Source organism: Stenotrophomonas sp. (genome assembly GCF_059505245.1).
Genome location: NZ_JCACKF010000042.1, coordinates 279,742 through 306,670, shown reverse-complemented (window position 1 = coordinate 306,670; position 26,929 = coordinate 279,742). Strand labels below are relative to the sequence as shown.

Here is a 26,929-nt window from a genome sequence, read left to right as displayed (position 1 = left end):
GGGGGGTGGGGGGGGTTGGCGGGGAGGCGTAAACCCCAGCCGGGGGGGCTGGGCCGGGCCACCATGCGGGCGCCCCCCCCCCCCCCCCCCCCCACCCCGCCTTCGACAGTTTCCCGGTGACGGTTGGTGGGTGTCGACCTTGCTCGACACGGTAGATCCACGCCATGCGTGGATGAGATCTCTCGGATCGAAGTGGGGCAGGGCACGTGGTATGCCGCTTTTGCTCTTGCTCTTCTTTTTTCTTTCCGTGGCGGGCGGAACCGCCGGAATGTGTCGGAGGCCGGGCGGTTGGGGATGACGGGGGTGTCCGCGGCATGGATGCCGCGGCCAAGCCCCCACGGACGGGTTTACGGCGTCCCCCGCCATCCCCACCCGCCCGGCCAAGCCCACCAATCCAACCGGGCTTTCCGCGACCAACCCCAAACAAACTCCCGCCACGAGGGGCTGCGCCGTTGGCTGAAAATCCATGTAACCGCTTACAAGGAAACGGATTTTTGCCGCAACGGGTATCATGACCGGCTGACTTCACACAGGAGCCACCCGCTCATGCGCCGCAAGATCGTCGCCGGAAACTGGAAGCTGCATGGCAGCCGTCAATTCGCCAATGAACTGCTGGGGCAGGTGGCCGCCGGGCTGCCGCTGGAGGGGGTGGACGTGGTGATCCTGCCGCCGCTGCCGTACCTGGGCGAGCTGGTCGAGGACTTCGGCGAGACCGGCCTGGCCTTCGGCGCGCAGGACGTGAGCAGCAACGAGAAGGGCGCCTATACCGGCGAGGTCTGCGCGGCCATGCTGGTCGAGGTCGGGGCCCGCTATGGCCTGGTCGGGCATTCCGAGCGCCGCCAGTACCACCATGAAAGCAGCGAGCTGGTCGCGCGCAAGTTCGCCGCCGCCCAGCATGCCGGCCTGGTGCCGGTGCTGTGCGTGGGCGAGACCCTGGAGCAGCGCGAGGCCGGGCAGACCGAAGCGGTCATCGCCAGCCAGCTGGCGCCGGTGCTTGAACTGGTCGGCGCGGCCGGCTTTGCCAAGGCCGTGGTCGCCTACGAGCCGGTCTGGGCCATCGGTACCGGCCGTACCGCTACAAAGGAGCAGGCACAGCAGGTGCACGCGTTCATCCGTGGCGAAGTTGCGCGCTTCGATGCTAGAATTGCTGATTCACTGCCCATTGTTTACGGCGGTAGCGTGAAGCCCGACAATGCCGGGGAACTGTTCGCGCAGCCGGATGTCGATGGTGGGCTGGTCGGCGGCGCCTCCCTGGTGGCCGCGGACTTCCTGGCCATCGCACGGGCGGCGGCCGCGAACTAATCCTAGAAGTATTGTCCGAGGGCGGTTTCCAATGCTGATGTTGATCCTCAATGTCGTCTACGTGCTGGTCGCTGTGGCCATGATCGCGCTGATCCTGATGCAGCGCGGCTCGGGTGCGGCGGCGGGTTCGGGCTTTGGTGCCGGCGCCTCGGGCACGGTGTTCGGTGCGCGTGGCGCCTCGAACTTCCTGTCCAAGTCGACCAAGTGGCTGGCCGTCGTGTTCTTCGGCATCAGTCTCTTCATGGCCTGGTATGCCGGTCACGGCACCCGTCCGGCGGCCGACCAGGACCTGGGCCTGATGTCCGCCCCGGCGGCCAGCGCGCCGGCGGCTCCGGCGGGCGAACTGCCGGCCGTTCCGAAGGCCGATCCGGTCCCGGCCGCCCCGGTTCCGGCGGCGAATGTGCCGGCTCAGGCGGAATCTTCGGTTTCTGGTGAAGAAAAGCCTTCGGAAGGCTCCCAGAAACACTGAAGCCGGTTACAATACGCGTCGCATCGGGAAGATAGTCTGATGTGATCGTTTGCCCAGGTGGCGGAATTGGTAGACGCACTACCTTGAGGTGGTAGCGACGCAAGTCGTAGGGGTTCGAGTCCCCTCTTGGGCACCATTTGTAAGTAAAGCGGGTTCGTCTGGCGCGCAAGGCGCCGGGCAGGTTCCCGTCCACTCCCCCATGCCAAAGCGCCTGCAGGCGCGGCGGCAGAGGCAAGAGAGAATCGCTGTGCTGGCCGAATATTTGCCTTCTCTGCTGTTTCTGATCGTTGCCACCGGTATCGGCATTACGCTGATGCTGGTTGGTCGATTCCTCGGTCCCCGCCGCCCCGATCTGGAAAAGCTGTCGCCGTACGAGTGCGGCTTCGAGGCCTTCGAAGACGCGCGCATGAAGTTCGACGTGCGCTACTACCTGATCGCGATCCAGTTCATCGTCTTCGACCTGGAAATCATCTTCATCGTGCCGTGGACCCAGGTCTTCATGGAGCTGGGCGCCCGTTCGCTCATCACCATGGGGCTGTTCGTCGGCATGCTGTTCCTCGGTTTCATTTACGTCTGGAAGAAGGGAGCGCTGGAATGGGAGTGATTCAGACTCTCGATGGCCTCATGAACAACCCGTCGCCGGAAGGCCGGGTTGATGACATCCTGCGGCCGGAAGGCGACAACCCGCTGCTGGAAAAGGGCTTCGTCACCACCAGCGTCGACGCACTGCTGAACTGGGCGCGCACCGGCTCGATGTGGCCGATGACCTTCGGCCTGGCCTGCTGCGCGGTCGAGATGATGCACGCCGGCGCCGCGCGCCTGGACCTTGACCGTTACGGCGTGGTGTTCCGCCCGTCGCCGCGTCAGTCCGACGTGATGATCGTGGCCGGTACCCTGGTCAACAAGATGGCCCCGGCGCTGCGCAAGGTCTACGACCAGATGCCGGACCCGAAGTGGGTCATCTCGATGGGTAGCTGCGCCAACGGCGGTGGCTATTACCACTACTCCTATTCTGTCGTGCGCGGCTGTGATCGCGTGGTGCCGGTGGACGTCTACGTCCCGGGCTGCCCGCCGACCGCCGAGGCGCTGGTGTACGGGATCCTGCAGCTGCAGAAGAAGATCTGGCGTACACAGACCATCGCCCGCTGACCCCTTCACCTGACAAGAGCGCGCCAAGCCCCCATGGCAGAGCAAGCATCCTTCATCGACCGACTCTCCGCACGTTTCGCTGGTGCGAAGGTCATCGTGGTCGAACCCCGCGGCGAAGTGACGCTGGAAGTGCCTGCCGCCGAGTGGCACGCCACCGCCCTGGCGCTGCGTGACGAGTTTGGTTTCGAGCAGGCCGTGGATCTGTGCGGCGTCGACTACCTCGGTTATGGCTCCGACGAATGGGACACCGCCGACGTGTCCTCGCAGGGCTTCAGCCGTGGCGTCGAAGGCAAGGCCCAGGGCCGCTTCGCGTGGGGCGAGTTCCCCACCGAGGAAAACGGTGCCGACGGTGCCCGCCCGCAGCACATGCCGACCCAGCGTTTCGCCGTGGTCGCCCAGCTGCGTTCGTACCAGCACAACCTGATGATGCACCTGCGCTGCTTCGCCCCTGACGAAGCGCTGCCGGTGGTGTCCTCGCTGACCAGCGTGTGGCCGGGCCTGAACTGGTTCGAGCGCGAAGCGTTCGACCTGTACGGCGTGATCTTCGAAGGCCACCCGGACCTGCGCCGGATCCTGACCGACTACGGTTTCGTCGGCCATCCGTTCCGCAAGGACTTCCCGCTGATCGGCAATGTCGAAGTCCGCTACGACGAAGAAAAGAAGCGCGTGATCTACGAACCGGTCACCTCGGTGGAGCCGCGTGTCGGCGTGCCGCGCGTGATCCGTGACGACGCCCGTCTGCAGACCGCAGCCGGTGAGCGCGCGCAGGAGGCAGTGAAGTGAGCCACGTACACCAGGCCGGCGAAGCGTTCGCCAGCAACGCCGCCGAAAGCCGGCAGGAAATCCGCAACTACACCATGAACTTCGGCCCGCAGCATCCGGCCGCTCACGGTGTGCTGCGCCTGATCCTGGAAATGGACGGCGAAACCATCATGCGTGCCGACCCGCACGTGGGTCTGCTGCACCGTGGCACCGAGAAGCTGGCCGAGTCCAAGCCGTTCAACCAGTCGATCGGCTACATGGATCGCCTCGACTACGTGTCGATGATGTGCAACGAGCACGCCTACGTGCGCGCGATCGAGACCCTGATGGGCATCGAGGCGCCGGAGCGTGCGCAGTACATCCGCACCATGTACGACGAGATCACCCGCATCCTCAACCACCTGATGTGGCTGGGCTCCAACGCGCTCGACCTGGGTGCGATGGCCGTGATGCTGTATGCCTTCCGTGAGCGCGAAGAGCTGATGGACTGCTATGAAGCGGTCTCCGGCGCGCGCATGCACGCGGCGTACTACCGCCCGGGCGGTGTCTACCGCGACCTGCCGGACCACATGCCGAAGTACAAGGAATCGCGCTGGCACAAGGGCAAGGCGCTGAAGCAGCTCAATGCTTCGCGCGAAGGCTCGCTGCTGGACTTCCTGGAGAACTTCACCGTCGAGTTCCCCAAGCGCATCGACGAATACGAAACCCTGCTGACCGACAACCGCATCTGGAAGCAGCGTACCGTCGGCATCGGCGTGGTCACTCCGGAACTGGCGCACCAGTGGGGCATGACCGGCGTGATGCTGCGTGGCTCGGGCGTGGCCTGGGACCTGCGCAAGAAGCGCCCGTACGCCAAGTACGATGCTGTCGATTTCGACATCCCGCTGGGCAAGGAAGGCGACTGCTACGACCGCTACCTGGTCCGCGTCGCCGAAATGCGCGAATCCAACCGCATCATCAAGCAGTGCGTGGCGTGGCTGAAGGCCAACCCCGGCCCGGTCATGGTCAAGAACTTCAAGGTCGCTCCGCCCAAGCGCGAGGACATGAAGGACGACATGGAAGCGCTGATCCACCACTTCAAGCTGTTCAGCGAAGGCTATTGCGTACCGGCGGGTGAAACCTATGCGGCCGTGGAAGCGCCCAAGGGCGAATTCGGCTGCTACCTAGTCTCCGATGGCGCCAACAAGCCCTTCCGCGTGCACCTGCGCGCACCGGGCTTCGCCCACCTGTCCTCGATCGATTCGATCGTGCGCGGCCACATGCTGGCCGACGTGGTGGCGATGATCGGTACCTATGACCTGGTGTTCGGCGAGGTTGACCGGTAATGCCGTCCGCCACGCCAACGCCCGCTGCAGGCAGCCGGCGCAAGCCGGCGCCGCAGTTTCTGGAATTTCACGTTATGCATTTCGCTGAGGTCGGCCGATGAAGGCGACAGGTAATTTCGAGGCGGCGCGCGACGTCGACCCGATGGTGGTGCTGAGCGACAAGACCCGCGCTCACATCGATCACTGGCTGTCCAAGTTCCCGCCGGACCGCAAGCGCTCTGCCGTGCTGCAGGGCCTGCATGCGGCCCAGGAGCAGAACCAGGGCTGGCTGACCGACGAGCTGATCGCCGCCGTCGCCAAGTACCTCGACCTGCCGCCGGTGTGGGCCTACGAGGTCGCCAGCTTCTACTCGATGTTCGAGACCGAGAAGGTGGGCCGCAACAACGTGGCCATCTGCACCAACATCAGCTGCTGGCTCAATGGCGCCGAGGACATCGTCCGCCATTGCGAGAAGAAGCTGGGCATCAAGCACGGTGAATCGACCCCGGACGGCCGCGTCTACCTCAAGCGCGAGGAAGAGTGCCTGGCCGGTTGTGGCGGCGCGCCGATGATGGTCATCAACGGTCACTACCATGAGCGTCTGACCCTGGAAAAGGTCGACGAGCTGCTGGACGGGCTGGAGTAAGGGCATGGCACATCACCACGAATCCAAGGGTCCGGTCGGCCCCGCGCCGCTGCCGCACCAGGTGGTTTACACCACCCTGCATTACGACACCCCGTGGTCGTACGAAAGCTACCTGAAGACCGGTGGCTACGCCGCCCTGCGCAAGATCCTCGAAGAGAAGATCCCGCCGGAGCAGGTCATCGAGATGGTCAAGGCCTCGGGCCTGCGCGGCCGCGGCGGCGCAGGCTTCCCGACCGGCCTGAAGTGGTCCTTCATGCCCAAGGGCAACATGCAGAAGTACATCCTCTGCAACTCGGACGAATCCGAGCCGGGCACCTGCAAGGACCGCGACATCCTGCGCTACAACCCGCATTCGGTGGTGGAAGGCATGGCGATCGCCTGCTACGCCACCGGTTCGACCGTGGGTTACAACTACCTGCGCGGTGAGTTCCACCACGAGCCGTTCGAGCACTTCGAGCAGGCCCTGGCCGACGCCTATGCGAACGGCTGGCTGGGCAAGAACATCCTCGGCAGCGGCGTAGACATCGACATCTACGGTGCGCTGGGCGCCGGCGCGTACATCTGCGGCGAAGAAACCGCGCTGATGGAATCGCTGGAAGGCAAGAAGGGCCAGCCGCGCTACAAGCCGCCGTTCCCGGCCAATTTCGGCCTGTATGGCAAGCCGTCGACGATCAACAACACCGAAACCTACGGTTCGGTGCCGGCGATCATCCGCAACGGTCCGGAGTGGTTCAAGGGCCTGAGCCTGACCGCCAACGGCGGTCCGAAGTGCTTCTCGGTGTCCGGCTGCGTGCAGAACGGCGGCAACTTCGAAGTGCCGCTCGGCACCAAATTCCACGACCTGCTGGAAATGGCCGGTGGCCTGCGTCCGGGCCGCACGCTGAAGGGCGCGATCCCGGGCGGCGTGTCGATGCCGGTGCTGACCGCGGCCGAGCTGGAGGACCTGCCGATGGACTACGACACCATCCGTGCACTGGGCTCCGGCCTGGGTTCGGGCGCGATCGTGGTGCTCGACGACAGCGTCTGCTGCGTCAAGTTCGCCTGCCGCATCAGCCAGTTCTTCCACAAGGAATCCTGCGGCCAGTGCACCCCGTGCCGTGAAGGTACCGGCTGGATGCACCGCGTGCTGGAGCGCATCGTCGCCGGCAAGGCCACGATGGAAGACCTGCACCAGCTGAAGGCGGTGGCGGGGCAGATCGAAGGCCACACCATCTGTGCGTTCGGTGAAGCGGCTGCATGGCCCATCCAGGGCTTCCTGCGCCAGTTCTGGGACGAATTCGAGTACTACATCGTCAACGGTCATTCGATGGTTGACGGCAAGAAGGTGGAGGCAGCCGCCGCATGAGCGCGCAACCCGTAAACCCGAACGTGCCACCGGATCACGTGACCATCGAGATCGATGGCAAGTCGCTGGTCGTGCCCAAGGGTTCGATGATCATCCAGGCGGCCGACAAGGCCGGTATTCCGATTCCGCGCTTCTGCTACCACGAGAAGCTGCCGATCGCCGCCAACTGCCGCATGTGCCTGGTGGACGTGGAGAAGTCGCCGAAGCCGGCGCCGGCCTGCGCCACCCCGGTGATGGACGGCATGAAGGTCGCCACCCGTAGCGAGAAGGCACTGAAGTTCCAGCGCTCGGTGATGGAGTTCCTGCTCATCAACCACCCGCTGGACTGCCCGATCTGCGATCAGGGCGGCGAGTGCGAGCTGCAGGACGTCTCGTTGGGCTATGGCCGTTCGGTCAGCCGCTTCAACGAGCGCAAGCGCGTGGTGCCGGACGAGGACATGGGCCCGCTGGTCGCCACCGAGATGACCCGCTGCATCCAGTGCACCCGCTGCGTCCGCTTCACCGCCGACGTTGCCGGTACCTACGAACTGGGTGGCATGTACCGCGGTGAGAACCTGCAGATCGGCACCTTCGACGGCAAGCCGCTGACCACCGAGCTGTCCGGCAACGTCGTCGACGTCTGCCCGGTCGGCGCGCTGACCAACAAGGTGTTCCAGTTCCGCGCCCGTCCGTGGGAACTGACCGCGCGCGAATCGCTGGGCTACCACGACGCGATGGGTTCGAACCTGTTCCTGCACGTGCGTCGCGGTGAAGTGCTGCGCACCGTGCCGCGCGACAACGAAGCCGTGAACGAGTGCTGGCTGTCCGACCGTGACCGCTACTCGCACCAGGGCCTGTACAGCGAAGACCGTGCGGTCAAGCCGCTGCGCAAGGTCAATGGCGAGTGGAAGGAAGTGAGCTGGGCTGAAGGCCTGGCCGCGGCCGCCGAGATCCTCAAGGCCAACCAGGGCGACAACCTGGGCGTGCTGGTGCACCCGTCCACCTCGAACGAGGAAGGCGCGTTGCTGGCCCGCCTGGCCAAGGGCCTGAGCACGGGCAACATCGACCACCGCATCAACAACCGCGATTTCTCCGACGCCGCAACCGCCGAAGTGTTCGGCCTGCCGCTGGCCGAAATCGAGGGCGCTGACCGCATCGTCGTTCTGGGCAGCAACATCCGCCACGAACTGCCGCTGCTGCACGCCCGCCTGCGCAAGGCGCAGACCACCAAGGGCGCGAAGATCCATGTCGTCAACCCGGTGGACTTCGACTTCGCCTTCAGCATCGCCGGCAAGCAGATCGTCGCACCGTCGAAGTTCGTCGACGCGCTGGCCAACGCCGAGCTGCGTTCGGCAGTGCAGGGCGGCAACAACACCGTGCTGATCGTCGGTGGCATCGCCGAAAACCACCCGCAGGCTGCCGCGATCCGCGCTGCTGCGCGTGAGTTCGCCGCCGCCACCGGTGCCAAGCTGTGCCGCATCCCGCAGGGCGCCAACGCCGTTGGCCTGACCCGCGCCGGTGTGCTGCCGGCTGGCAAGGACGTCGCCGCGATGCTGGCGCAGCCGCGCCAGGCCTATGTGGTGTACGGCCTTGAGCCGGGCCTGGACTTCGCCGATGCACCTGCCGCGCGCAAGGCGCTGGCCGGTGCCCAGGTGGTGGCTTTCAGCCAGTTCGCCTGTGCCTCGACCCGCGACGTCGCCGACGTGATCCTGCCGATCGGTGCGCTGCCGGAAATCGACGCCACCCTGACCAACCTCGATGGTCGCGAGCAGTCGGCCCGTGCCGGCGGCAAGCTGCCGGGCGAGGCCCGTGAAGGCTGGCGCGTGCTGCGCGCCCTGGGCGGCGAGCTGGCCGTGGCCGGTTTCGACTTCACCGACCTGGCCGGCCTGCGCGCCAGCCTGGCCCCGGTACCGGTCACCGTTGCCGCTTCGGCGCAGCCGGTGGTTGCCGGCGAAGGCCTGGAAGTGGCTTCGACCGCCGCGATCTACCGCACCGATGCGGTGGTCCGTCGCGCGCCGGCACTGCAGTCGCATCCGCTCAACAACGCCCCGCGCATCGTGCTGAACGCTGAAGATGCCGCTCGCCTGCAGCTGCAGGAAGGGCAGATGGCCAAGGTCGGCACCGATGCCGGCAAGGCCACCCTGCCGGTGGTGGTCGACGCCCGCGTCGCTGCGGGTTCGGTCTGGATTGAATCGGGCCACGGCGCGACCGCGCCGCTGGGTGCCGCTCGCGTAACGGTGGTGGCTGCATGAACGAATTGCTGTTGAACGCGGTCGACCCGCTGCACCAGTGGCTGCTGGGCCTCGGTGACATCGGCGCGCTGATCTGGATCATCCTGAAGATCCTGGTGATCACCGTTCCGGTGATCATTTCGGTGGCCTTCTACGTGGTCTGGGAACGCAAGCTGATCGGCTGGATGCATGTCCGCCACGGCCCGATGTACGTGGGCATGGGCATCTTCCAGGCCTTCGCCGACGTCTTCAAGCTGCTGTTCAAGGAAGTGGTCCAGCCGAGCAGCGCCAACAAGGCGATCTACCTGCTGGCCCCGCTGATCACCCTGGCCCCGGCCTTCGCGGCCTGGTCGGTGGTGCCCTTCGATTCGCAGATCGTGCTGTCCAATGCCAATGCCGGCCTGCTGTACCTGCTGGCGATGACCTCGCTGGGCATCTACGGCATCATCCTGGCCGGTTGGGCGTCCAACTCGAAGTATGCGTTCCTGGGTGCGATGCGCGCCTCGGCGCAGATGATCAGCTACGAAATCGCCATGGGCTTCGCCCTGGTCGGCGTGATGATCGCCTCGGGCAGCCTGAACCTGAGCAACATCGTGATGGCGCAGGCCGGCAGTTCCGGCTTCTTCGACTGGTTCCTGCTGCCGCTGTTCCCGCTGTTCGTCATCTACTGGGTCTCGGGCGTGGCTGAAACCAACCGCGCGCCGTTCGACGTGGTGGAAGGCGAATCGGAAATCGTCGCCGGCCACATGGTCGAATACTCCGGCGGTGCCTTCGCCCTGTTCTTCCTGGCCGAATACGCGAACATGATCCTGATCAGCTTCCTGATCTCGATCTTCTTCCTCGGCGGCTGGCTGAGCCCGGTCCAGGGCTGGGTCAACTTCGGCGATGTCTCGCCGCTGGTCGACTGGATCTGGAAGGGGGGCGCGCCGTGGCTGTTCGTCAAGGTGTTCTTCTTCGCCAGTGCCTACATCTGGTTCCGTGCCAGCTTCCCGCGCTTCCGCTACGACCAGATCATGCGCCTGGGCTGGAAGGTCTTCATCCCGCTGGCCATTCTGTGGATCGCGGTTACCGCCGTCATGGTGTTCTTCGGCGTGATTCAAAAGGGCGTCTAAAGTGATGAACAGGATTACCCATTACTTCAAGAGCCTGCTGCTGCTCGAACTGCTGGCGGGCCTCTGGCTGACGCTGAAGTACAGCTTCAAGCCGAAGTACACGATGATGTACCCGATGGAGAAGTTCCCGCAGTCGCCGCGCTTCCGTGGCCTGCATGCGCTGCGCCGTTATCCCAACGGCGAAGAGCGCTGCATCGCCTGCAAGCTGTGCGAAGCGGTGTGCCCGGCGCTGGCCATCACCATCGACTCGGCCAAGCGCGAGGACGGCACCCGCCGCACCACGCGTTATGACATCGACCTGTTCAAGTGCATCTTCTGTGGCTTCTGTGAGGAAAGCTGCCCGGTGGACTCGATCGTCGAAACCCACATCCTCGAGTACCACTTCGAGAATCGTGGCGAAAACATCGTTACCAAGCCGCAGCTGCTGGCCCTGGGCGACCGTCTCGAAAACGAGATCGCCGAGCGTCGCGCCGCCGATGCCGCTTACCGCTGAGGTCGAGAGATGGATTGGGTAAATATCGCTTTCTGGGTGTTCGCCATCGCGGCAACGGTTTCGGCCGGTGCGGTGATCAGCGTGCGCAACCCTGTTCACGCCGTGCTCTGCCTGGTGCTGACCTTCTTCTCCATCGCCTGCGTGTGGCTGCTGGTGGGCGCCGAGTTCCTCGGTGTGGCGCTGGTGCTGGTCTACGTCGGTGCGGTGATGGTGCTGTTCCTGTTCGTGGTGATGATGCTGGACATCGACCCCACCAAGCTGCGTGAGGGCTGGGTGCGCTACCTGCCGGTTGGCCTGATTGTCGCGGTCGCGATGCTGGCGCAGATGCTGATCCTGATCGGGGTCAAGGCGCGTTCGGTCACGCCGTTCCCGGCCGACAACGCCGCTGCGGTCGCCGCCGACAGCTCCAACATCACCTGGCTGGCACGCACGCTGTTCACCGAGTACCTGCTGCCGTTCGAGTTCGCCGCCGTCATCCTGACCGTGGCCGTGGTTGCCGCCGTGATGCTGACCCTGCGTCGCCGTACCGGCGTGAAGAGCCAGAACCCGGGCCAGCAGACCATGGTCAAGGCCGGCCAGCGCCTGCGCATGGTCAAGATGGGTGCCGAAGCACCGGTCGTGCACAGCAACAGCAAGCCGGTCGCCGGCGAGGAGACCCAGCCGTGATCACCCTTGGCCATATCCTCGCGCTGGGCGCGGTGCTGTTCGCCATCAGCCTGGCCGGTATCTTCCTCAACCGGAAGAACGTCATCGTCCTGCTGATGTCGATCGAGCTGATGCTGCTGTCGGTGAACATCAATTTCGTCGGCTTCTCGCGTCAGCTGGGCGATCCGTCCGGCCAGCTGTTCGTGTTCTTCATCCTGACCGTCGCCGCCGCGGAAGCCGCCATCGGCCTGGCGATCCTGGTGACCCTGTTCCGTACACGCCGCACGATCAATGTCGGCGAAGTCGATTCGTTGAAGGGCTGATCCACAGATGGAAATCACTCTCTCCAAGAGTCTGTTGATCGCAGTGGTGCTCGCACCGCTGTTCGGCAGCATCATCGCCGGCCTGTTCGGTCGCCAGGTCAAGCGCTTCGGCGCGCAGACCATCACCATCCTCGGCGTCGCGGTGGCCTGCGGCCTGTCGATGTATACGCTCTACCAGCTGCTGTGGGGCGGGGCGCAGCCGTTCAACCAGAACATCTACACGTTCTTCGAAGTCGGCCAGTACTCGGCCCACGTCGGCTTCATGGTCGACAAGCTGACCGCGATGATGATGGTGGTGGTGACCTTCGTGTCGCTGCTGGTCCACATCTACACGATCGGCTACATGCAGGACGATCCGGGCTACCAGCGGTTCTTCAGCTACATCTCGCTGTTCACCTTCTCGATGCTCACCCTGGTGATGAGCAACAACTTCCTGCAGCTGTTCTTCGGCTGGGAAGCGGTGGGCCTGGTGTCGTACCTGCTGATCGGCTTCTGGTTCAAGCGCCCGACCGCGATCTTCGCCAACATGAAGGCGTTCCTGGTCAACCGCGTCGGTGACTTCGGCTTCCTGCTGGGCATCGCCGGCGTGCTGTGGGTGTTCGGCACCCTGGACTACTCGCAGGTGTTCTCGCAGGCCGGCATGCTGGCCGACCCGCGCGCCCAGCTGCAGATCTGGGACGGCACGCTGCTGGGCATGCAGCTGCTGAACGAGCCGGTGATCTGGTCGATCGCCACCGTCATCTGCATCTGCCTGTTCATCGGTGCCATGGGCAAGTCGGCCCAGGTCCCGCTGCACGTGTGGCTGCCGGACTCGATGGAAGGCCCGACCCCGATCTCGGCACTGATCCACGCCGCGACGATGGTGACCGCCGGTATCTTCATGGTCACCCGCATGTCGCCGCTGTTCGAGCTGTCGCAGACCGCGCTGAACTTCGTGCTGTTCATCGGCGCCACCACCGCGTTCTTCACTGGCCTGATCGGCATCGTGCAGAACGACATCAAGCGCGTGGTCGCGTACTCGACCCTGTCGCAGCTGGGCTACATGACGGTTGCACTGGGCGTGTCGGCCTATTCGGCTGCCGTGTTCCACCTGATGACCCACGCCTTCTTCAAGGCCCTGCTGTTCCTGGGCGCCGGCTCGGTCATCATCGCGATGCACCACGAGCAGGACATGCGCAAGATGGGCGGCCTGCGCAAGTACATGCCGATCACCTTCATCACCATGTGGATCGGTACCCTGGCGCTGGTCGGCACGCCGTTCTTCTCCGGCTTCTACTCGAAGGACACCATCATCGAGGCGGCCGAGCTGCACGCGCACCTGTCCAACAGCTGGGTGGCCACCTATGGCTACTGGGCGGTGCTGGGTGGCGTGATCGTCACCAGCTTCTACAGCTTCCGCCTGCTGTTCCTGACCTTCCACGGCAAGGAGCGTTTCCGCGACGCGCATGACGATCACGGCCACGGCCATGACGATCACCACGCCGCCGACGCCCACCACGGCGATGCACACCATGGTGATGGCCACGACGACCACGGCCATGGCCACGGCCCGCACGAGCCGCACGAAACCCCGTGGGTGGTGACCCTGCCGCTGATCCTGCTGGCCATCCCGTCGATCGCCATCGGTTTCTTCAGCATCGGCCCGATGCTGTACGGCACCGACTGGGCCGGCAACCACCCGCACGATGCCATCAAGGGCCAGGCGCACACGTTCTTCACCGGCATCGTCGACTTCTACGATCCGGCCAAGAACACCATCGGCTTCCTGGGTGAGGAGTTCCATGGCCCGGTCGCCTTCGCGCTGCATGGCATGATGGCTCCGGCGTTCATGCTGACCGTTGCGGGCTTCCTGCTGGCCGCACTGTTCTACCTGTGGAAGCCGGACCTGTCGGGCAAGGCCCGCAAGACCTTTGCTCCGCTGGTGTCGGTGCTTGAAAACAAGTACGGCTTCGACAAGCTGTGGATCGATGGCTTTGCCGGTGGCAGCGTCAAGCTGGGCAAGGTCTCGCGCTGGATCGACAGCAACATCGTCGACGGCGTGGTCAATCTCTCGGCACGTGTTGTGGACGTCGCAGCCGGCGTGCTGCGTCGTACCCAATCCGGTTTCCTCTATCACTACGCCTTCGCGATGATCATCGGCCTGATTGCCCTGCTGGGCGTGCTGATGCATTACCTGCGTTGATGACCTGTACGGAATAAGAAGACGTGTCGAACTGGCCTCTACTCAGTGTCCTCATCTGGCTGCCGATCATCGGTGGTGCCCTGATCCTTGCGATCCGTGATGCGCAGACCGCCCGCTGGGCGTCGCTGGGCGTAGCGGTGCTGACCTTCGTGGCGAGCCTCTCGCTGCTGAGCGGCTACAACGCAGGCGTCGATGGTCTGCAGTTCGTCGAGACCCATGCCTGGATCCCGGCGTACAAGATCGGCTACAACCTGGGCGTGGACGGCATTGCCGTGGCGCTGATCCTGCTGACCACCCTGGTCAGCGTGCTTGCCCTGATCGGCGCCTGGAGCGCCATCGACAAGCGCGTGAACCAGTACGTGGCGGCCTTCCTGATCCTGGAAGGTGTCACCGTCGGCATCTTCGCCGCGACGGACGCGATGCTGTTCTACGTGTTCTTCGAAGCGATGCTGATCCCGATGTTCCTGATCATCGGTGTCTGGGGCGGTCCGCGCCGCATCTACGCCGCGCTGAAGTTCTTCCTGTACACCTTCCTCGGCTCGGTGCTGATGCTGGTGGCGCTGATCTACCTGTACATGAAGGGCGGCAGCTTCCAGCTGGCCGACCTGTACGCGCTGCCGCTGTCGGCCAAGGAGCAGACCTGGATCTTCTTCGCCTTCCTGATCGCCTTCGCGGTCAAGGTGCCGATGTTCCCGGTCCACACCTGGCTGCCGGACGCCCACGTGGAAGCGCCGACCGCCGGTTCGGTGATCCTGGCCGCGATCGCCCTGAAGATCGGTGGCTACGGCTTCCTGCGCTTCAACCTGCCGATCGTCCCGGACGCGTCGCAGGAGTGGGCCTGGCTGGTGATCGCACTGTCGCTGATCGCGGTGATCTACGTCGGCCTGGTCGCCCTGGTGCAGGACGACATGAAGAAGCTGATCGCCTATTCGTCGATCGCGCACATGGGCTTTGTCACCCTGGGCACCTTCATCGCCCTGTGGCTGGTGCGCGAAGCCGGCAACGCCGATGCCGCCCGCCTGGGCCTGCAGGGCGCCATGGTGCAGATGATCTCGCACGGCTTCGTGTCCGGCGCGATGTTCTCCTGCGTCGGCGTGCTGTACGACCGCATGCACAGCCGCCGCATCGCCGATTACGGCGGCGTGGTCAACGTGATGCCGTGGTTCGCCACCTTCGCGATGCTGTTCTTCATGGCCAACGCGGGCCTGCCGGGTACCAGCGGTTTCGTTGGCGAGTTCATGGTCATCCTCTCGGCCTTCCAGCGTAATCCGTGGATCGCCCTGGGCGCGGCCACCACCTTGATCATCGGCGCCGCCTACACCCTGTGGCTGTACAAGCGCATCTTCTTCGGTGAAGTGGCCAACAGCCATGTTGCCGAACTGAAGGACATCAACGGCCGCGAATGGCTGGTGCTGGGCGTGTTCGCCATCGGCGTGCTGGCCCTGGGCATCTACCCCAAGCCGCTGACCGACCTGATGGAGCCCTCGATCGCGAAGCTGGCGATGCAGATCGCATCCAGCAAGCTGCTGTAATTCCAGGATTTGATGATGACCACCTCGCCGCTGCTGCCATTGACCGCCGCTGACCTGCCACCGCTCGCTCCCGAGCTGGTGCTGATCGGCAGTGCCTTCGCCCTGATGATCCTCGACCTGTTCGTCAGCAACCGGAACAAGATCGTCACCCACCTGTTCTCGCTCGCTGCGCTGGCCGTGGTGCTGTTCATGCTGGCCACCGGCGTGGGCGGGCAGGGGGAGGTCTTCCATGGCATGTTCGTGCGCGATACCGCCGCGGACGTGATGAAGACCGGGATCGTGCTGCTCAGCGGCCTGACCCTGGTCTACGGCTGGCGCTACCTGCGTGATCGCGACCTGTTCCAGGGCGAGATCCCGGTGCTGATCCTGTTCGGCACCGCCGGCATGATGATCCTGGTCTCGGCCGGCAGCCTGCTGATGGTCTACCTGGGCCTGGAACTGCTGGCGCTGTGCTCCTACGCCCTGGTCGCCAGCAACCGCGAAAGCGGCCTGGCGTCGGAAGCGGCGATGAAGTACATCGTGCTGGGTTCGCTGGCCTCGGGCCTGCTGCTCTACGGCATGTCGCTGATCTACGGCGCCACCGGCAGCCTGCACCTGGATGTGATCCGCGAGGCCATCCCGCACTCGGAAGAGCGCGTGCTGCTGATCACCGGTGCGGTGTTCATGATCGCCGGCGTCGCCTTCAAGCTGGGTGCCGCGCCGTTCCACATGTGGCTGCCGGACGTGTACCAGGGTGCCCCGGCACCGATCGCACTGTTCATCAGCTCGGCGCCGAAGCTGGCCGCGTTCGGCATGGCCTACCGCCTGCTGGAAATGGGCGTGGGTCCGCTGTCGACCGAACTGCAGCTGCTGATTGCCGGCCTGGCCGCGGTATCGCTGGTCATCGGCAACCTGATGGCCATCGCGCAGAGCAACCTCAAGCGCATGCTGGCGTTCTCCACCGTCTCGCACATCGGCTTCCTGCTGATGGGCATCGCCGGTGGCGGTTCGCAGGGCTACGCCGCCGCGCTGTTCTACGCGCTGGCCTACGCGATCATGTCCACCGCCGCCTTCGGCGCGATCATCGCGCTGTCGCGTGCCGGCTTTGAAGCCGAGAACATCGAGGACTTCAAGGGCCTGAACGCCCGCAACCCGTGGATGGCCGGCCTGGTGCTGTGCATCATGGCGTCGCTGGCCGGCATCCCGCCGTTCCTGGGCTTCTGGACCAAGCTGGCGGTGCTGGGCGCGGCCGTCAACGGCGGCCTGCTGTGGCTGGCCATCCTCGGCGTGCTGTGCGCCGTGGTCGGCTGCTTCTACTACCTGCGCGTCATCAAGGTCATGTACTTCGATGAGCCGGTGGGCGAGGCCATGCCGCGCAGAAACGACCGCGTGCTGGGCGTGGTGCTGGGCGTGAATGCCCTGGCGCTGCTCGCGCTGGGCCTGGCCTGGAACCCGATCATGGTCTGGTGCCAGCAGGCATTTGCGCATCTTGCATGAAAGTTGACACAAAGCTGCGCGATTCGTGTAATATGCGCAGCCTGAGTTGTCACTGCAGCGGTTCAGCCAGAACATCGTTGCGGTAGTCCTCCTCGAAAGAGCAGGGCAGCAGTTCAAACACTTCCGGTGCGGGGTGGAGCAGTCTGGCAGCTCGTCGGGCTCATAACCCGAAGGTCGCAGGTTCAAATCCTGCCCCCGCTACCAACGTCGGATCGGCGCCAACCGGTTCGATGAATGAGGGAAAGCTTGCATTTTTCGCAGCAATGCCTCATGATTCCGCTTCTGATGCGGGGTGGAGCAGTCTGGCAGCTCGTCGGGCTCATAACCCGAAGGTCGCAGGTTCAAATCCTGCCCCCGCTACCAAGTAAAGAGATCGCCTTCGAAGTCCTGCTTCGAGGGCGTTTTTCTTTGGGGCCTGCGTTGTTTCTGCGTGATCGGGGTCAGATCCCTTATCCACGGGAAAAGGGATCTGACCCGGGTCCGCACCTTGCACCAGCGCGGTGCAGTCGCTATCATCAGCGGCCTAGCAGTACCCCTGAAGGCGGCCTCCCAGCGGGAGTCCGGACCCGGAAGGAGGGCCGCAACCGGCAGGCAATGCAGGTTGCAACCGGAATCCAGTCACCGGAGTCTTTCCGGAAAAGGGGCCCAACGGGCCCTTTGTCGTTTCCGGGGCGTCACGTTTCCACGCCGGCCAAGGCCGGCACCCAACCATAGAGATCAAGGCAGGCTGTGAGCGACAAGGCAACCGACATCGCGAATCTGCTCGCCCCGACCGTTGTGTCGCTGGGCCTGGAGCTGCTGGGCGTTGAGTATCTGCCGGCCCCCGGCGGTGCGACCCTGCGCCTTTACATCGACGTGCCGCTGGCTGAACAGCCCGAGCGCATCATCAATGTCGACGACTGCGAGCGGGTCAGCCGCGAAGTGTCGGCGCAGCTGGACGTCGAGGACCCGATCAGCGGCAATTACACGCTGGAAGTGTCCTCGCCGGGCGTCGACCGTCCTCTGTTCAGCCTGGAGCAGTTCGGCCGTCACCTCGGCGAATCGGCCAAGGTCACGCTGAAGCTGCCGCAGGACAACCGTCGTCGCCTGCAGGGTCGTATCGAGGCGACCGACGAGGCGGCGGGGACCATCACTTTCATCGTCGACAAGGCCGAAGTGGTCGTGTCGGCCGACAACATCGACAAGGCACGGATCATGCCCGACTGGGTGGCGCTGGGGCTGGCCCCGAGCAAGCCGACCGGTCCGGCACCGAAGCGTCCGAAGCCGAACACGAATTCTTCTTCCAACGAGCCGGCGGCAAAGAAGCCGCGCGCGGAGTGAGCCAATGAGCAAGGAACTGTTGCTGGTAGTCGACGCAGTCGCCAACGAGAAGGGCGTGCCGCGTGAAGTGATCTTCGATGCCATCGAGGCCGCCCTGGCCTCGGCAGCGAAGAAGCGCTATCCCGACGAGGAAGTGCTGACCCGCGTGGTCATCGACCACAAGGACGGCAGCTACGAAACCTTCCGCCGCTGGGAAGTGGTGGCCGATGACGTGGTCATGGAATCGCCGGACCGCCAGATCCGCCTGATGGATGCCGTCGATGAAGCCGAAGGCGTCGAGGTCGGCGACTACATCGAAGAGCAGATCGAGAACCCGGATTTCGGCCGCATCGCTGCCCAGGCCGCCAAGCAGGTCATCGTCCAGCGCGTGCGCGAAGCCGAGCGCCAGCAGGTCGTGGATGCGTGGAAGGATCGCGTGGGTGAGCTGATCACTGGCGTGGTCAAGCGCGCCGAGCGCGGCAACATCTATGTCGACCTCGGTGGCAACGCCGAAGGCTTCATCCCGAAGGACAAGGGCATCCCGCGCGACGTGCTGCGCGCCGGTGACCGCGTGCGCGGCTACCTGGCCGAAGTGCGCTCGGAGCCGCGTGGCCCGCAGCTGTTCATCAGCCGTGCCGCCCCGGAATTCATGATCGAGCTGTTCAAGCTGGAAGTGCCGGAAGTCGGCCAGGGCCTGGTGGAAATCAAGGCCTGTGCACGTGACCCGGGCGACCGCGCCAAGATCGCCGTGCTGGCCCACGACCAGCGCACCGATCCGATCGGCGCCTGCATCGGCATGCGCGGTTCGCGCGTGCAGGCCGTGTCCAACGAGCTCAATGGCGAGCGCGTGGACATCGTGCTGTGGAACGACAACCCCGCCAACTTCGTCATCAACGCGATGGCGCCGGCCGAAGTGCAGTCGATCATCGTCGATGAAGACAAGCACTCGATGGACCTGGCCGTTGCCGAAGACCGCCTGGCCCAGGCGATCGGCAAGGGCGGCCAGAACGTGCGCCTGGCCAGCCGCCTGACCGGCTGGCAGCTCAACGTGATGACCCAGGACCAGGTCACCGCCAAGTCGGAAGCCGAGCAGGCTGCGGCCCGCCAGCTGTTCATGGACAAGCTGGAAGTGGACGAGGAAATCGCCGGCATCCTGGTCAGCGAAGGCTTCGGCACCGTCGAGGAAATCGCATATGTCCCGGTCGGCGAACTGCTGGCCGTGGAAGGTTTCGACGAGGACATCGTCGAAGAGCTGCGCGCTCGTGCCCGCGATGCGCTGCTCAATGAGGCCCTGGCAGTCGAGGAAGGCCTTGAAGACGGCCAGCCGGCGCAGGACCTGCTGTCCCTGAAGGGCATGGACGAAGCCACCGCATACGCGCTGGCCGGCCACGGCGTGCGTACCAGCGAGGATCTGTCCGACCTGGCCGCCGACGAGGTCATGGACTTCGGCATCGAAGGACTGGATCAGGCGCGCGCCGCTGCGCTGATCCTGGCCGCCCGTGCCGAGGAGATCGCCCGACTGGAACGCGGCGAATGAGCCGGCAATGAACAGGGCCCTGAGCCGCTCAGGGCGTAGAATCCGCGCCACCTCCACATGCGGGGGGGCGCCCACAAGATCATAGGATCCGAATGTCGCAGCAAACCACCATCCGCAAGCTTGCCGAACTGGTCAACACGCCGGTCGAAAAACTGCTGGAACAGCTGGCCGGTGCCGGCATGAAGTTCAGCGGTCCCGACCAGGTCGTGACCAGCTCCGAGAAGGTGAAGCTCCTGGGCTTCCTTCGTCGTTCGCACGGCAAGCCCGAGCAGGCCCCGGAAGAGACCGATCAGTCTGCGAAGAAGATCACGCTCAACCGCCGGAAGCAGCAGGAAGTGACGGTCAATTCCGGTCGCAGCAAGACGACCGTGAATGTCGAGGTGCGCCAGAAGCGTACCTACGTCAAGGATGGTGCTCGCGCCATGACCCCGGACGAAGAGCGCGCCGACATCCTGCGCAAGCTGGAAGAGTCGCGTGCCCGCAACCTTGCCGAACAGCAGGCCCTGGCCGAGAAGGATCGTCTGCGCGACGAAGCCATCGTCCGTGCCCGTGAGGAAGAGGCCGCCGCCAAGGAACGCGCCGAGGCCGAGAAGAAGGCTGCCGAGGAAGCTGCGGCTGCCGCCAAGGCGGCCGAGACGCTGGCTGCCAGCAAGCCCAAGCGTGCTCCGATCGATGAAACCGCGCCGCGCCCGCCGCGCACCCCGGCCGCAGCCCCGGCTGCGCCGCGTGGTGCACCGCCGCCGCCGCGCAACGACGACCGCAACAACCGCAGCGCGCCGCGCAACGAGCGTGGCCCGGGTGACCGTTTCGCTGGCCAGATGCACCTGTCGGCCGCCGACCGTGCGCGTCGTGGCAACAGCAACAACAGCAACACCCGGGGTCGTCCGGGCGGGCGCAACCAGGCCGGTGGCCGTCGCGACATGTCGCGCGGTGGCAACAATGCCGGCCCGCACGCCTTCGAGCGTCCGACTGCACCGGTGGTGCGTGAAGTGGCGATCGGCGACACCATCACCGTGGCCGACCTGGCGCAGAAGCTGGCGCTGAAGGGCGGCGAGGTGGTCAAGGCGCTGTTCAAGATGGGCGTGATGGCGACCATCACCCAGTCCATCGACCACGACACCGCCGCGCTGGTGACCGAAGAACTCGGCCACAAGGCGATCCGCGCCAACGACAACGACGCCGAAGACGCACTGCTGGCCTCGACCGGTGAAAACCAGGGCGAAGCCACCCAGCGTCCGCCGGTGGTCACCATCATGGGCCACGTCGACCACGGCAAGACCTCGCTGCTGGATTACATCCGCCGCACCAAGGTCGCCACCGGCGAAGCGGGTGGCATCACCCAGCACATCGGCGCTTACCACGTCGATACGCCGAAGGGCGTGATCAGCTTCCTGGACACCCCGGGCCACGCCGCCTTCACCTCGATGCGTGCGCGCGGCGCCAAGCTGACCGACATCGTGGTGCTGGTCGTGGCCGCCGATGACGGCGTCATGCCGCAGACCAAGGAAGCGATCCAGCACGCCCGTTCGGCGGGTGTGCCGCTGATCGTGGCGATCAACAAGATCGACAAGTCCGACGCGGATCCGATGCGGGTCAAGAACGAACTGCTGTCCGAGCAGGTCGTGGCCGAAGACTTCGGTGGTGACACCCAGATGGTGGAGATCTCGGCCAAGACCGGCCTGGGCATCGACGACCTGCTGGACGCCATCTCGATCCAGGCCGAACTGCTGGAACTGAAGGCGGTCGATGAAGGACGCGCCTCGGGCGTGGTGATCGAATCGTCGCTGGACAAGGGCCGCGGCCCGGTCGCGACGGTGCTGGTGCAGCAGGGCCGCCTGAAGAAGGGCGACTACCTGGTGTGCGGCATCCAGTACGGCCGCGTGCGTGCGCTGTTCGACGAAACCGGCAAGCAGCCGGAGTTCGCCGGCCCGTCCATCCCGGTGCAGGTCCTGGGCCTGTCCGGCGTGCCGGAAGCTGGTGACGACTTCGTGGTCGTCGAGGACGAGCGCCTGGCCAAGGACGTTGCCCAGCAGCGCGAGACCAAGCGCCGTGAATCGCGCCTGGTGGCCACCGCTGGCAGCCGCATGGAAGACATCATGGCGACCCTGGGCAAGGGCGAGGGCCAGCAGGTCCTCAACCTGGTCATCAAGGCCGACGTGCAGGGTTCGGTGCAGGCGCTGAGCCAGGCACTGGTCGCGCTGTCCAACGAAGACATCCGCATCAACGTGATCCACTCCGGCGTGGGTGGCATCACCGAGTCGGACGCCAACTCGGCCGCCGCTTCGAAGGCCACCGTCATCGGCTTCAACGTGCGTGCGGACGCTTCGGCCCGTCGCATCATCGAATCCAATGGTGTCGACCTGCGTTACTTCTCGATCATCTATGACGTGATCGACCAGGTGAAGCAGGTGGCCTCCGGTCTGCTGGGCGTGGAGATCCGCGAAGAGATCATCGGTATCGCCGAGGTCCGCGACGTCTTCCGCAGCTCGAAGCTGGGTGCCGTCGCCGGCTGCATGGTCATCGAGGGTGTGGTCAAGCGCAACAAGCCGATCCGCGTCCTGCGCGACAGCGTGGTGATCTTCGAGGGCGAGCTGGAATCGCTGCGTCGCTTCAAGGAGAACGTCGAGGAAGTCCGCAACGGTACCGAATGCGGTATCGCGGTGAAGGCCTACAACGACGTCAAGCCGGGTGACCAGATCGAGTGCTTCGAACGTATCGAAGTGCCGCGCACCCTGTAATGCTGCAAGGTGGCCCGGCCAACGGTCGGGCCCCACCATGTACCTGTAGCGCCCGACCGTTGGTCGGGCGACAATCGAATCAAAGGTAGTGCCCGACCGTTGGTCGGACGACAACTGAACCAAGAGCTCCTCGTGCCCAAGACTTTCCATCGAACCGACCGTGTCTCCGCCCAGCTGCGCCGTGAACTCGGCACCCTGGTGCACAACGCCGTGCGCGAGCACGGGTTGCCCTCGGTGAGCGTGTCCGACGTGGAAATCACCCGCGACATGGCCCATGCCAAGGTGTTCGTCACCGCGCTGATGCCGGAACGTTCGGCTGAAGCCGTGGCCGGCCTGAAGGAACTGGGCTACCGCCTGCGCATGGACCTGGCCCGCGCGATGAAGCTGCGCCACGTGCCGGAGCTGCATTTCCACTACGATGACTCGGTCGACCGTGGTGAGCACATCGACAACATCCTGCGCGACCTGCCCGACACGCTGGCCGCCGAGAAGCGTCGCGAGAGCGACGAAGAATAACCGCGCGACGCCGGGCATGCCCGGCGTTGCTGCATTCCGGCTGCGCGATGTCTGATGCAGGCCGCGCTGCGGCAGCCGAGCATGGCCCGTCTCAACACTTTCCTGTCATGACCCGAATTCAGTTCCGTCGCCTGGATGGCATCCTGCTGCTCGACAAGTCGACCGGCATGAGCTCCAACGCCGCCCTGCAGGTGGCGCGCCGCCTGTTCCGCGCCGAGAAGGGCGGCCATACCGGCAGCCTCGACCCGCTGGCCACCGGCCTGCTGCCGCTGTGTTTCGGCGAGGCGACCAAGATCGCCGGCCTGCTGCTGGGTTCGGCCAAGGCCTACGACGCCGAGATCGTGCTCGGCCAGACCACCGATACCGACGATGCCGAAGGCCAGGTACTGCTGCAGCGCCCGGTGCCGGCGATCAGTGCCCAGGCCCTGCAGGCTGCGCTGGCGCCGCTGACCGGCACCATCCGCCAGCGTGCCCCGATCTATTCGGCGCTGAAGCAGGGCGGTGAACCGCTGTATGTGAAGGCCCGCCGCGGTGACGTCATCGAAGCGCCCGAGCGCGAGGTGCAGGTACACGCCATCGAGGTGCTGGAGCAGCAGCCGGAACGGCTGCGGCTGCGCGTGACCTGTGGTTCCGGCACCTATATCCGCAGCCTGGCCCGCGACCTCGGCGAACGCCTGGGCTGTGGCGCCCACATCAGCGCGCTGCGCCGGCTCTGGGTCGAGCCGTTCCGCGAGCCTGCCATGGTCACCCTGGACCAGCTGCGGGCGATGGTCGAGGCCGGTGACGAGGCTGGCATGGACGCGTTGCTGCTGCCGCTGGCGGCCGGCCTGGCTGAATACCCGAGGGTCGACCTGGACGCCGACCAGGCCCACCGGTTCTGCGTGGGCCAGCGCCAGCGCGACCTGTCCTGGCCGCGCGGCCTGGTGGCCGTGTTCGGTCCGGACGATGCTGTCCAGGGCCTGGGCCAGGTCGACGAGAGTGGCCTGCTGGCCCCGCAGCGCCGTTTCAACCTCTGACCGGGGCCTGCCGGTTCAGTCCCGGTCCTTGTCCCGGACGCCCCCGGCCGTTACAATTTCGCGGCCGTTTTCCGGCAACCTGCCTCGCGCAGGTTTCATCCTCGTAGTCCACGGCGAGCCTGGCGGTGCGCGAAGCGCGTTCCTGCCGGCCACGCATCACAGAGAAAAAAGAAATGTCGATCGACACCCAGAAGGTCATTGAAGACAACAAGCGCAGCGCGGCTGACACCGGCTCCCCGGAAGTCCAGGTTGCACTGCTGACCGCCCGCATCGAACTGCTGACCGGCCACTTCAAGACCCACAAGAAGGACCACCACAGCCGCCGCGGCCTGCTGCAGATGGTCAACCGCCGTCGCAGCCTGCTCGACTACCTGAAGAAGAAGGACGTCGAGCGCTACAAGGCCCTGATCGAGAAGCTTGGCCTGCGTCGCTAAGCAACGAATCCCCCGCGGCGCAGCGATGCGCCGCGGTTTTGTTTTGTAGTACCGCAATCCCCGATTCAGGCCGGAACGATCCGGCCACCCGCTGGCGGCAAGGGTCGCCGACGGTCCAAATTCGCAGACAGCATCCCCAAGGACACCCTCCGTGGCAAAAATCACCAAAACCTTCCAGTACGGCAAGCACACCGTCACGCTTGAGACCGGCGAAGTCGCCCGTCAGGCCAGCGGCGCCGTCATCGTCAAGATGGACGACACCGTACTGCTGGTCACCGCCGTCGCCGCCAAGAGCGCGCGCGAAGGCCAGGACTTCTTCCCGCTGACCGTCGATTATCAGGAAAAGTTCTACGCCGGCGGCCGTATCCCGGGTGGTTTCTTCAAGCGCGAAGGCCGTGCGACCGAGAAGGAAACCCTGATCTCGCGTCTGATCGACCGTCCGATCCGCCCGCTGTTCCCGGAAGACTACAAGAACGAAGTGCAGATCATCGCCACGGTGATGTCGCTGAACCCGGACGTGGACGGTGACATCCCGGCCCTGATCGGTGCTTCGGCTGCCCTGGCCCTGGCTGGCACCCCGTTCATGGGTCCGATCGGCGCGGCCAAGGTCGGTTACAAGAACGGCGAGTACATCCTGAACCCGACCGTCAGCGAACTGGCTGACTCGCAGCTGGAGCTGGTCGTCGCCGGTACCTCCAACGCCGTGCTGATGGTTGAATCCGAAGCCGCGCTGCTGTCCGAAGAAGTGATGCTGGGCGCCGTGACCTTCGGTCACCGCGAAATGCAGAAGGTCATCAACGCGATCAACGAGCTGACCGTCGAAGCCGGCACCAAGCCGTCGACCTGGGAAGCCCCGGCCAAGAACGAAGCGCTGATCTCCGCCCTGAAGGAAGCCATCGGCCCGCGCCTGGGCGAAGCCTTCCAGGTGCGTGACAAGCTGCAGCGCCGCGACGCCATCTCGGCGATCAAGAAGGACGTGTTCGAAGCCCTGGCTGGCCGCGTGGCCGCTGAAGGCTGGAACCCGGCCGAGCTGTCGAAGGAATTCGGCGAACTGGAATACCGCACCATGCGTGACTCGGTGCTGGACACCAAGGTCCGTATCGACGGTCGTGCGCTGGACACCGTCCGCCCGATCACCGTGAAGACCGGCGTGCTGCCGCGTACCCACGGTTCCTCGCTGTTCACCCGTGGCGAAACCCAGGCCATCGTGACCATCACCCTGGGCACCGCCCGTGACGGCCAGGTCATTGACGCCGTTGCCGGTGAGTACAAGGAAAACTTCCTGTTCCACTACAACTTCCCTCCGTTCTCGGTGGGTGAGTGCGGCCGCATGATGGGCCCGAAGCGCCGCGAAATCGGCCACGGTCGCCTGGCCAAGCGCGGCGTGCTGGCTGTCATGCCGTCGCTGGAATCCTTCCCGTACACCATCCGCGTCGTCTCGGAAATCACCGAGTCGAACGGTTCCTCGTCGATGGCATCGGTCTGCGGCTCGTCGCTGGCCCTGATGGACGCCGGCGTGCCGGTGAAGGCGCCGGTGGCCGGTATCGCCATGGGCCTGGTCAAGGAAGGCGAGCGCTTCGTCGTCCTGTCCGACATCCTGGGTGACGAAGATCACCTGGGCGACATGGACTTCAAGGTGGCCGGTACCGCTGAGGGCATTTCCGCCCTGCAGATGGACATCAAGATCGAAGGCATCACCGAAGAGATCATGAAGCAGGCTCTGCAGCAGGCCAAGGCTGGTCGTCTGCACATCCTGGGCGAAATGGCCCACGGCCTGACCGCTCCGCGTGAAGAGCTGTCGGACTACGCGCCGCGCCTGCTGACCATCAAGATCCACCCGGACAAGATCCGCGAAGTGATCGGCAAGGGTGGCTCGACCATCCAGGCCATCACCAAGGAAACCGGCACCCAGATCGACATCCAGGATGACGGCACCATCGTCATCGCTTCGGTCAATGCCATCGCTGCCCAGGCCGCCAAGGCCCGCATCGAGCAGATCACCTCGGACGTCGAGCCGGGCCGCATCTACGAAGGCAAGGTCGCCAAGATCATGGACTTCGGTGCGTTCGTCACGATCCTGCCGGGCAAGGACGGTCTGGTCCACGTGTCGCAGATCTCCAGCGATCGCGTCGAGAAGGTCGGCGACGTGCTGAAGGAAGGCGATGTGGTCAAGGTCAAGGTGCTGGAAGTCGACAAGCAGGGCCGTATCCGCCTGTCGATGAAGGCCGTGGAAGAAGGCGACGCCGCCAGCGCCGAGTAATCGACCTCCGGTCGATTACGGTAGGTGTCAACCTTGGTTGACACGCTTCTGGAATCGCTGAATTGAAAAAGCGGGCTTCGGCCCGCTTTTTCTTTGCCTTGATGTCATGCAGTGCCGCTCATCCAGGTCGCTGCATGTCCTGCTGCAGTGCGTGAGCGCCGCCACGTGGCCATCGTTCT

General features: G+C 65.0%; 23 protein-coding genes and 3 tRNA genes. All 26 read left to right on the top strand.

All coding sequences use genetic code 11. The features are described from left to right. Window positions 1–546: 546 nt before the first annotated feature. The 26 genes from tpiA (at window position 547) to pnp (ending at window position 26,750) form a co-directional block, all read left to right on the top strand. On the top strand, window positions 547–1,302 hold the full coding sequence (gene tpiA, locus AC5JLE_RS17185) for a triose-phosphate isomerase (RefSeq protein ID WP_053495921.1): 756 nt from the start codon (window positions 547–549) through the stop codon (window positions 1,300–1,302). Window positions 1,303–1,333: 31 nt separating this feature from the next. After that, on the top strand, window positions 1,334–1,771 hold the full coding sequence (gene secG, locus AC5JLE_RS17180; protein ID WP_014647871.1) for a preprotein translocase subunit SecG: 438 nt from the start codon (window positions 1,334–1,336) through the stop codon (window positions 1,769–1,771). 51 nt (window positions 1,772–1,822) lie between these two features. Then, window positions 1,823–1,907, top strand: a tRNA-Leu gene (locus AC5JLE_RS17175). Window positions 1,908–2,018: 111 nt separating this feature from the next. Then, window positions 2,019–2,375 (top strand): NADH-quinone oxidoreductase subunit A, encoded by a 357-nt coding sequence (locus AC5JLE_RS17170; protein WP_008265012.1) that lies wholly within the window; start codon window positions 2,019–2,021, stop codon window positions 2,373–2,375. After that, a complete protein-coding gene (locus tag AC5JLE_RS17165; protein WP_005417936.1) occupies window positions 2,366–2,920 on the top strand; it encodes a NuoB/complex I 20 kDa subunit family protein in 555 nt (184 codons plus the stop codon). Before AC5JLE_RS17170 ends, AC5JLE_RS17165 begins: the two co-directional genes overlap by 10 nt. 33 nt (window positions 2,921–2,953) lie before the next feature. After that, window positions 2,954–3,703 carry an NADH-quinone oxidoreductase subunit C gene (locus AC5JLE_RS17160; RefSeq protein WP_014647869.1) on the top strand — a complete coding sequence of 250 codons (750 nt, stop codon included), beginning with the start codon at window positions 2,954–2,956 and terminating at the stop codon, window positions 3,701–3,703. Further along, window positions 3,700–5,007: an NADH-quinone oxidoreductase subunit D gene (locus tag AC5JLE_RS17155; RefSeq protein ID WP_032957439.1), complete on the top strand. Its 1,308-nt coding sequence runs from the start codon at window positions 3,700–3,702 to the stop codon at window positions 5,005–5,007. Before AC5JLE_RS17160 ends, AC5JLE_RS17155 begins: the two co-directional genes overlap by 4 nt. 97 nt (window positions 5,008–5,104) lie before the next feature. Continuing rightward, window positions 5,105–5,632 (top strand): NADH-quinone oxidoreductase subunit NuoE, encoded by a 528-nt coding sequence (gene nuoE / locus AC5JLE_RS17150; RefSeq protein WP_014647867.1) that lies wholly within the window; start codon window positions 5,105–5,107, stop codon window positions 5,630–5,632. 4 nt (window positions 5,633–5,636) lie between these two features. After that, window positions 5,637–6,977, top strand: a complete 1,341-nt coding sequence (nuoF, locus tag AC5JLE_RS17145; RefSeq protein ID WP_014647866.1) for an NADH-quinone oxidoreductase subunit NuoF — start codon at window positions 5,637–5,639, stop codon at window positions 6,975–6,977. Continuing rightward, window positions 6,974–9,208 carry an NADH-quinone oxidoreductase subunit NuoG gene (gene nuoG / locus AC5JLE_RS17140; RefSeq protein ID WP_241884336.1) on the top strand — a complete coding sequence of 745 codons (2,235 nt, stop codon included), beginning with the start codon at window positions 6,974–6,976 and terminating at the stop codon, window positions 9,206–9,208. Before nuoF ends, nuoG begins: the two co-directional genes overlap by 4 nt. After that, window positions 9,205–10,299: an NADH-quinone oxidoreductase subunit NuoH gene (nuoH, locus tag AC5JLE_RS17135; RefSeq protein ID WP_006458641.1), complete on the top strand. Its 1,095-nt coding sequence runs from the start codon at window positions 9,205–9,207 to the stop codon at window positions 10,297–10,299. The genes nuoG and nuoH overlap by 4 nt, the downstream gene beginning before the upstream one ends. Window positions 10,300–10,303: 4 nt before the next feature. Beyond that, complete coding sequence (gene nuoI, locus AC5JLE_RS17130; RefSeq protein WP_005410456.1) at window positions 10,304–10,792, top strand: NADH-quinone oxidoreductase subunit NuoI; 489 nt, start codon at window positions 10,304–10,306, stop codon at window positions 10,790–10,792. A gap of 9 nt (window positions 10,793–10,801) precedes the next feature. Further along, the gene (locus AC5JLE_RS17125) at window positions 10,802–11,458 is read left to right on the top strand and encodes an NADH-quinone oxidoreductase subunit J (RefSeq protein WP_014647864.1); all 657 of its coding nucleotides are present in this window, start codon (window positions 10,802–10,804) and stop codon (window positions 11,456–11,458) included. Beyond that, complete coding sequence (gene nuoK / locus AC5JLE_RS17120; RefSeq protein ID WP_005417921.1) at window positions 11,455–11,760, top strand: NADH-quinone oxidoreductase subunit NuoK; 306 nt, start codon at window positions 11,455–11,457, stop codon at window positions 11,758–11,760. The genes AC5JLE_RS17125 and nuoK overlap by 4 nt, the downstream gene beginning before the upstream one ends. 7 nt (window positions 11,761–11,767) lie before the next feature. After that, complete coding sequence (gene nuoL, locus AC5JLE_RS17115; RefSeq protein WP_262217047.1) at window positions 11,768–13,942, top strand: NADH-quinone oxidoreductase subunit L; 2,175 nt, start codon at window positions 11,768–11,770, stop codon at window positions 13,940–13,942. Between the two features lie 23 nt (window positions 13,943–13,965). Next, the gene (locus tag AC5JLE_RS17110; RefSeq protein ID WP_019660580.1) at window positions 13,966–15,474 is read left to right on the top strand and encodes an NADH-quinone oxidoreductase subunit M; all 1,509 of its coding nucleotides are present in this window, start codon (window positions 13,966–13,968) and stop codon (window positions 15,472–15,474) included. A gap of 15 nt (window positions 15,475–15,489) precedes the next feature. Next, complete coding sequence (nuoN, locus tag AC5JLE_RS17105) at window positions 15,490–16,950, top strand: NADH-quinone oxidoreductase subunit NuoN (RefSeq protein ID WP_262217045.1); 1,461 nt, start codon at window positions 15,490–15,492, stop codon at window positions 16,948–16,950. Between the two features lie 127 nt (window positions 16,951–17,077). Continuing rightward, window positions 17,078–17,154, top strand: a tRNA-Met gene (locus tag AC5JLE_RS17100). Window positions 17,155–17,236: 82 nt separating this feature from the next. Next, a tRNA-Met gene (locus tag AC5JLE_RS17095) sits at window positions 17,237–17,313 on the top strand. A gap of 366 nt (window positions 17,314–17,679) precedes the next feature. Further along, the gene (rimP, locus tag AC5JLE_RS17090; protein WP_014647860.1) at window positions 17,680–18,270 is read left to right on the top strand and encodes a ribosome maturation factor RimP; all 591 of its coding nucleotides are present in this window, start codon (window positions 17,680–17,682) and stop codon (window positions 18,268–18,270) included. Between the two features lie 4 nt (window positions 18,271–18,274). Continuing rightward, window positions 18,275–19,786, top strand: coding sequence for a transcription termination factor NusA (gene nusA / locus AC5JLE_RS17085; RefSeq protein WP_014647859.1), 1,512 nt, complete (start codon window positions 18,275–18,277; stop codon window positions 19,784–19,786). A 92-nt stretch (window positions 19,787–19,878) separates the two neighbouring features. Further along, window positions 19,879–22,524 (top strand): translation initiation factor IF-2, encoded by a 2,646-nt coding sequence (infB, locus tag AC5JLE_RS17080; protein ID WP_014647858.1) that lies wholly within the window; start codon window positions 19,879–19,881, stop codon window positions 22,522–22,524. Between the two features lie 132 nt (window positions 22,525–22,656). After that, a complete protein-coding gene (gene rbfA, locus AC5JLE_RS17075) occupies window positions 22,657–23,040 on the top strand; it encodes a 30S ribosome-binding factor RbfA (RefSeq protein WP_005410447.1) in 384 nt (127 codons plus the stop codon). Between the two features lie 107 nt (window positions 23,041–23,147). Continuing rightward, window positions 23,148–24,056: a tRNA pseudouridine(55) synthase TruB gene (truB, locus tag AC5JLE_RS17070; RefSeq protein WP_014647857.1), complete on the top strand. Its 909-nt coding sequence runs from the start codon at window positions 23,148–23,150 to the stop codon at window positions 24,054–24,056. A gap of 173 nt (window positions 24,057–24,229) precedes the next feature. Continuing rightward, entirely contained in the window at window positions 24,230–24,490 is a 261-nt protein-coding gene (gene rpsO, locus AC5JLE_RS17065) for a 30S ribosomal protein S15 (protein WP_005417886.1), read from the top strand. Between the two features lie 151 nt (window positions 24,491–24,641). Then, window positions 24,642–26,750: a polyribonucleotide nucleotidyltransferase gene (gene pnp / locus AC5JLE_RS17060; RefSeq protein WP_049405012.1), complete on the top strand. Its 2,109-nt coding sequence runs from the start codon at window positions 24,642–24,644 to the stop codon at window positions 26,748–26,750. The last annotated feature ends 179 nt before the right edge of the window (window positions 26,751–26,929 follow it).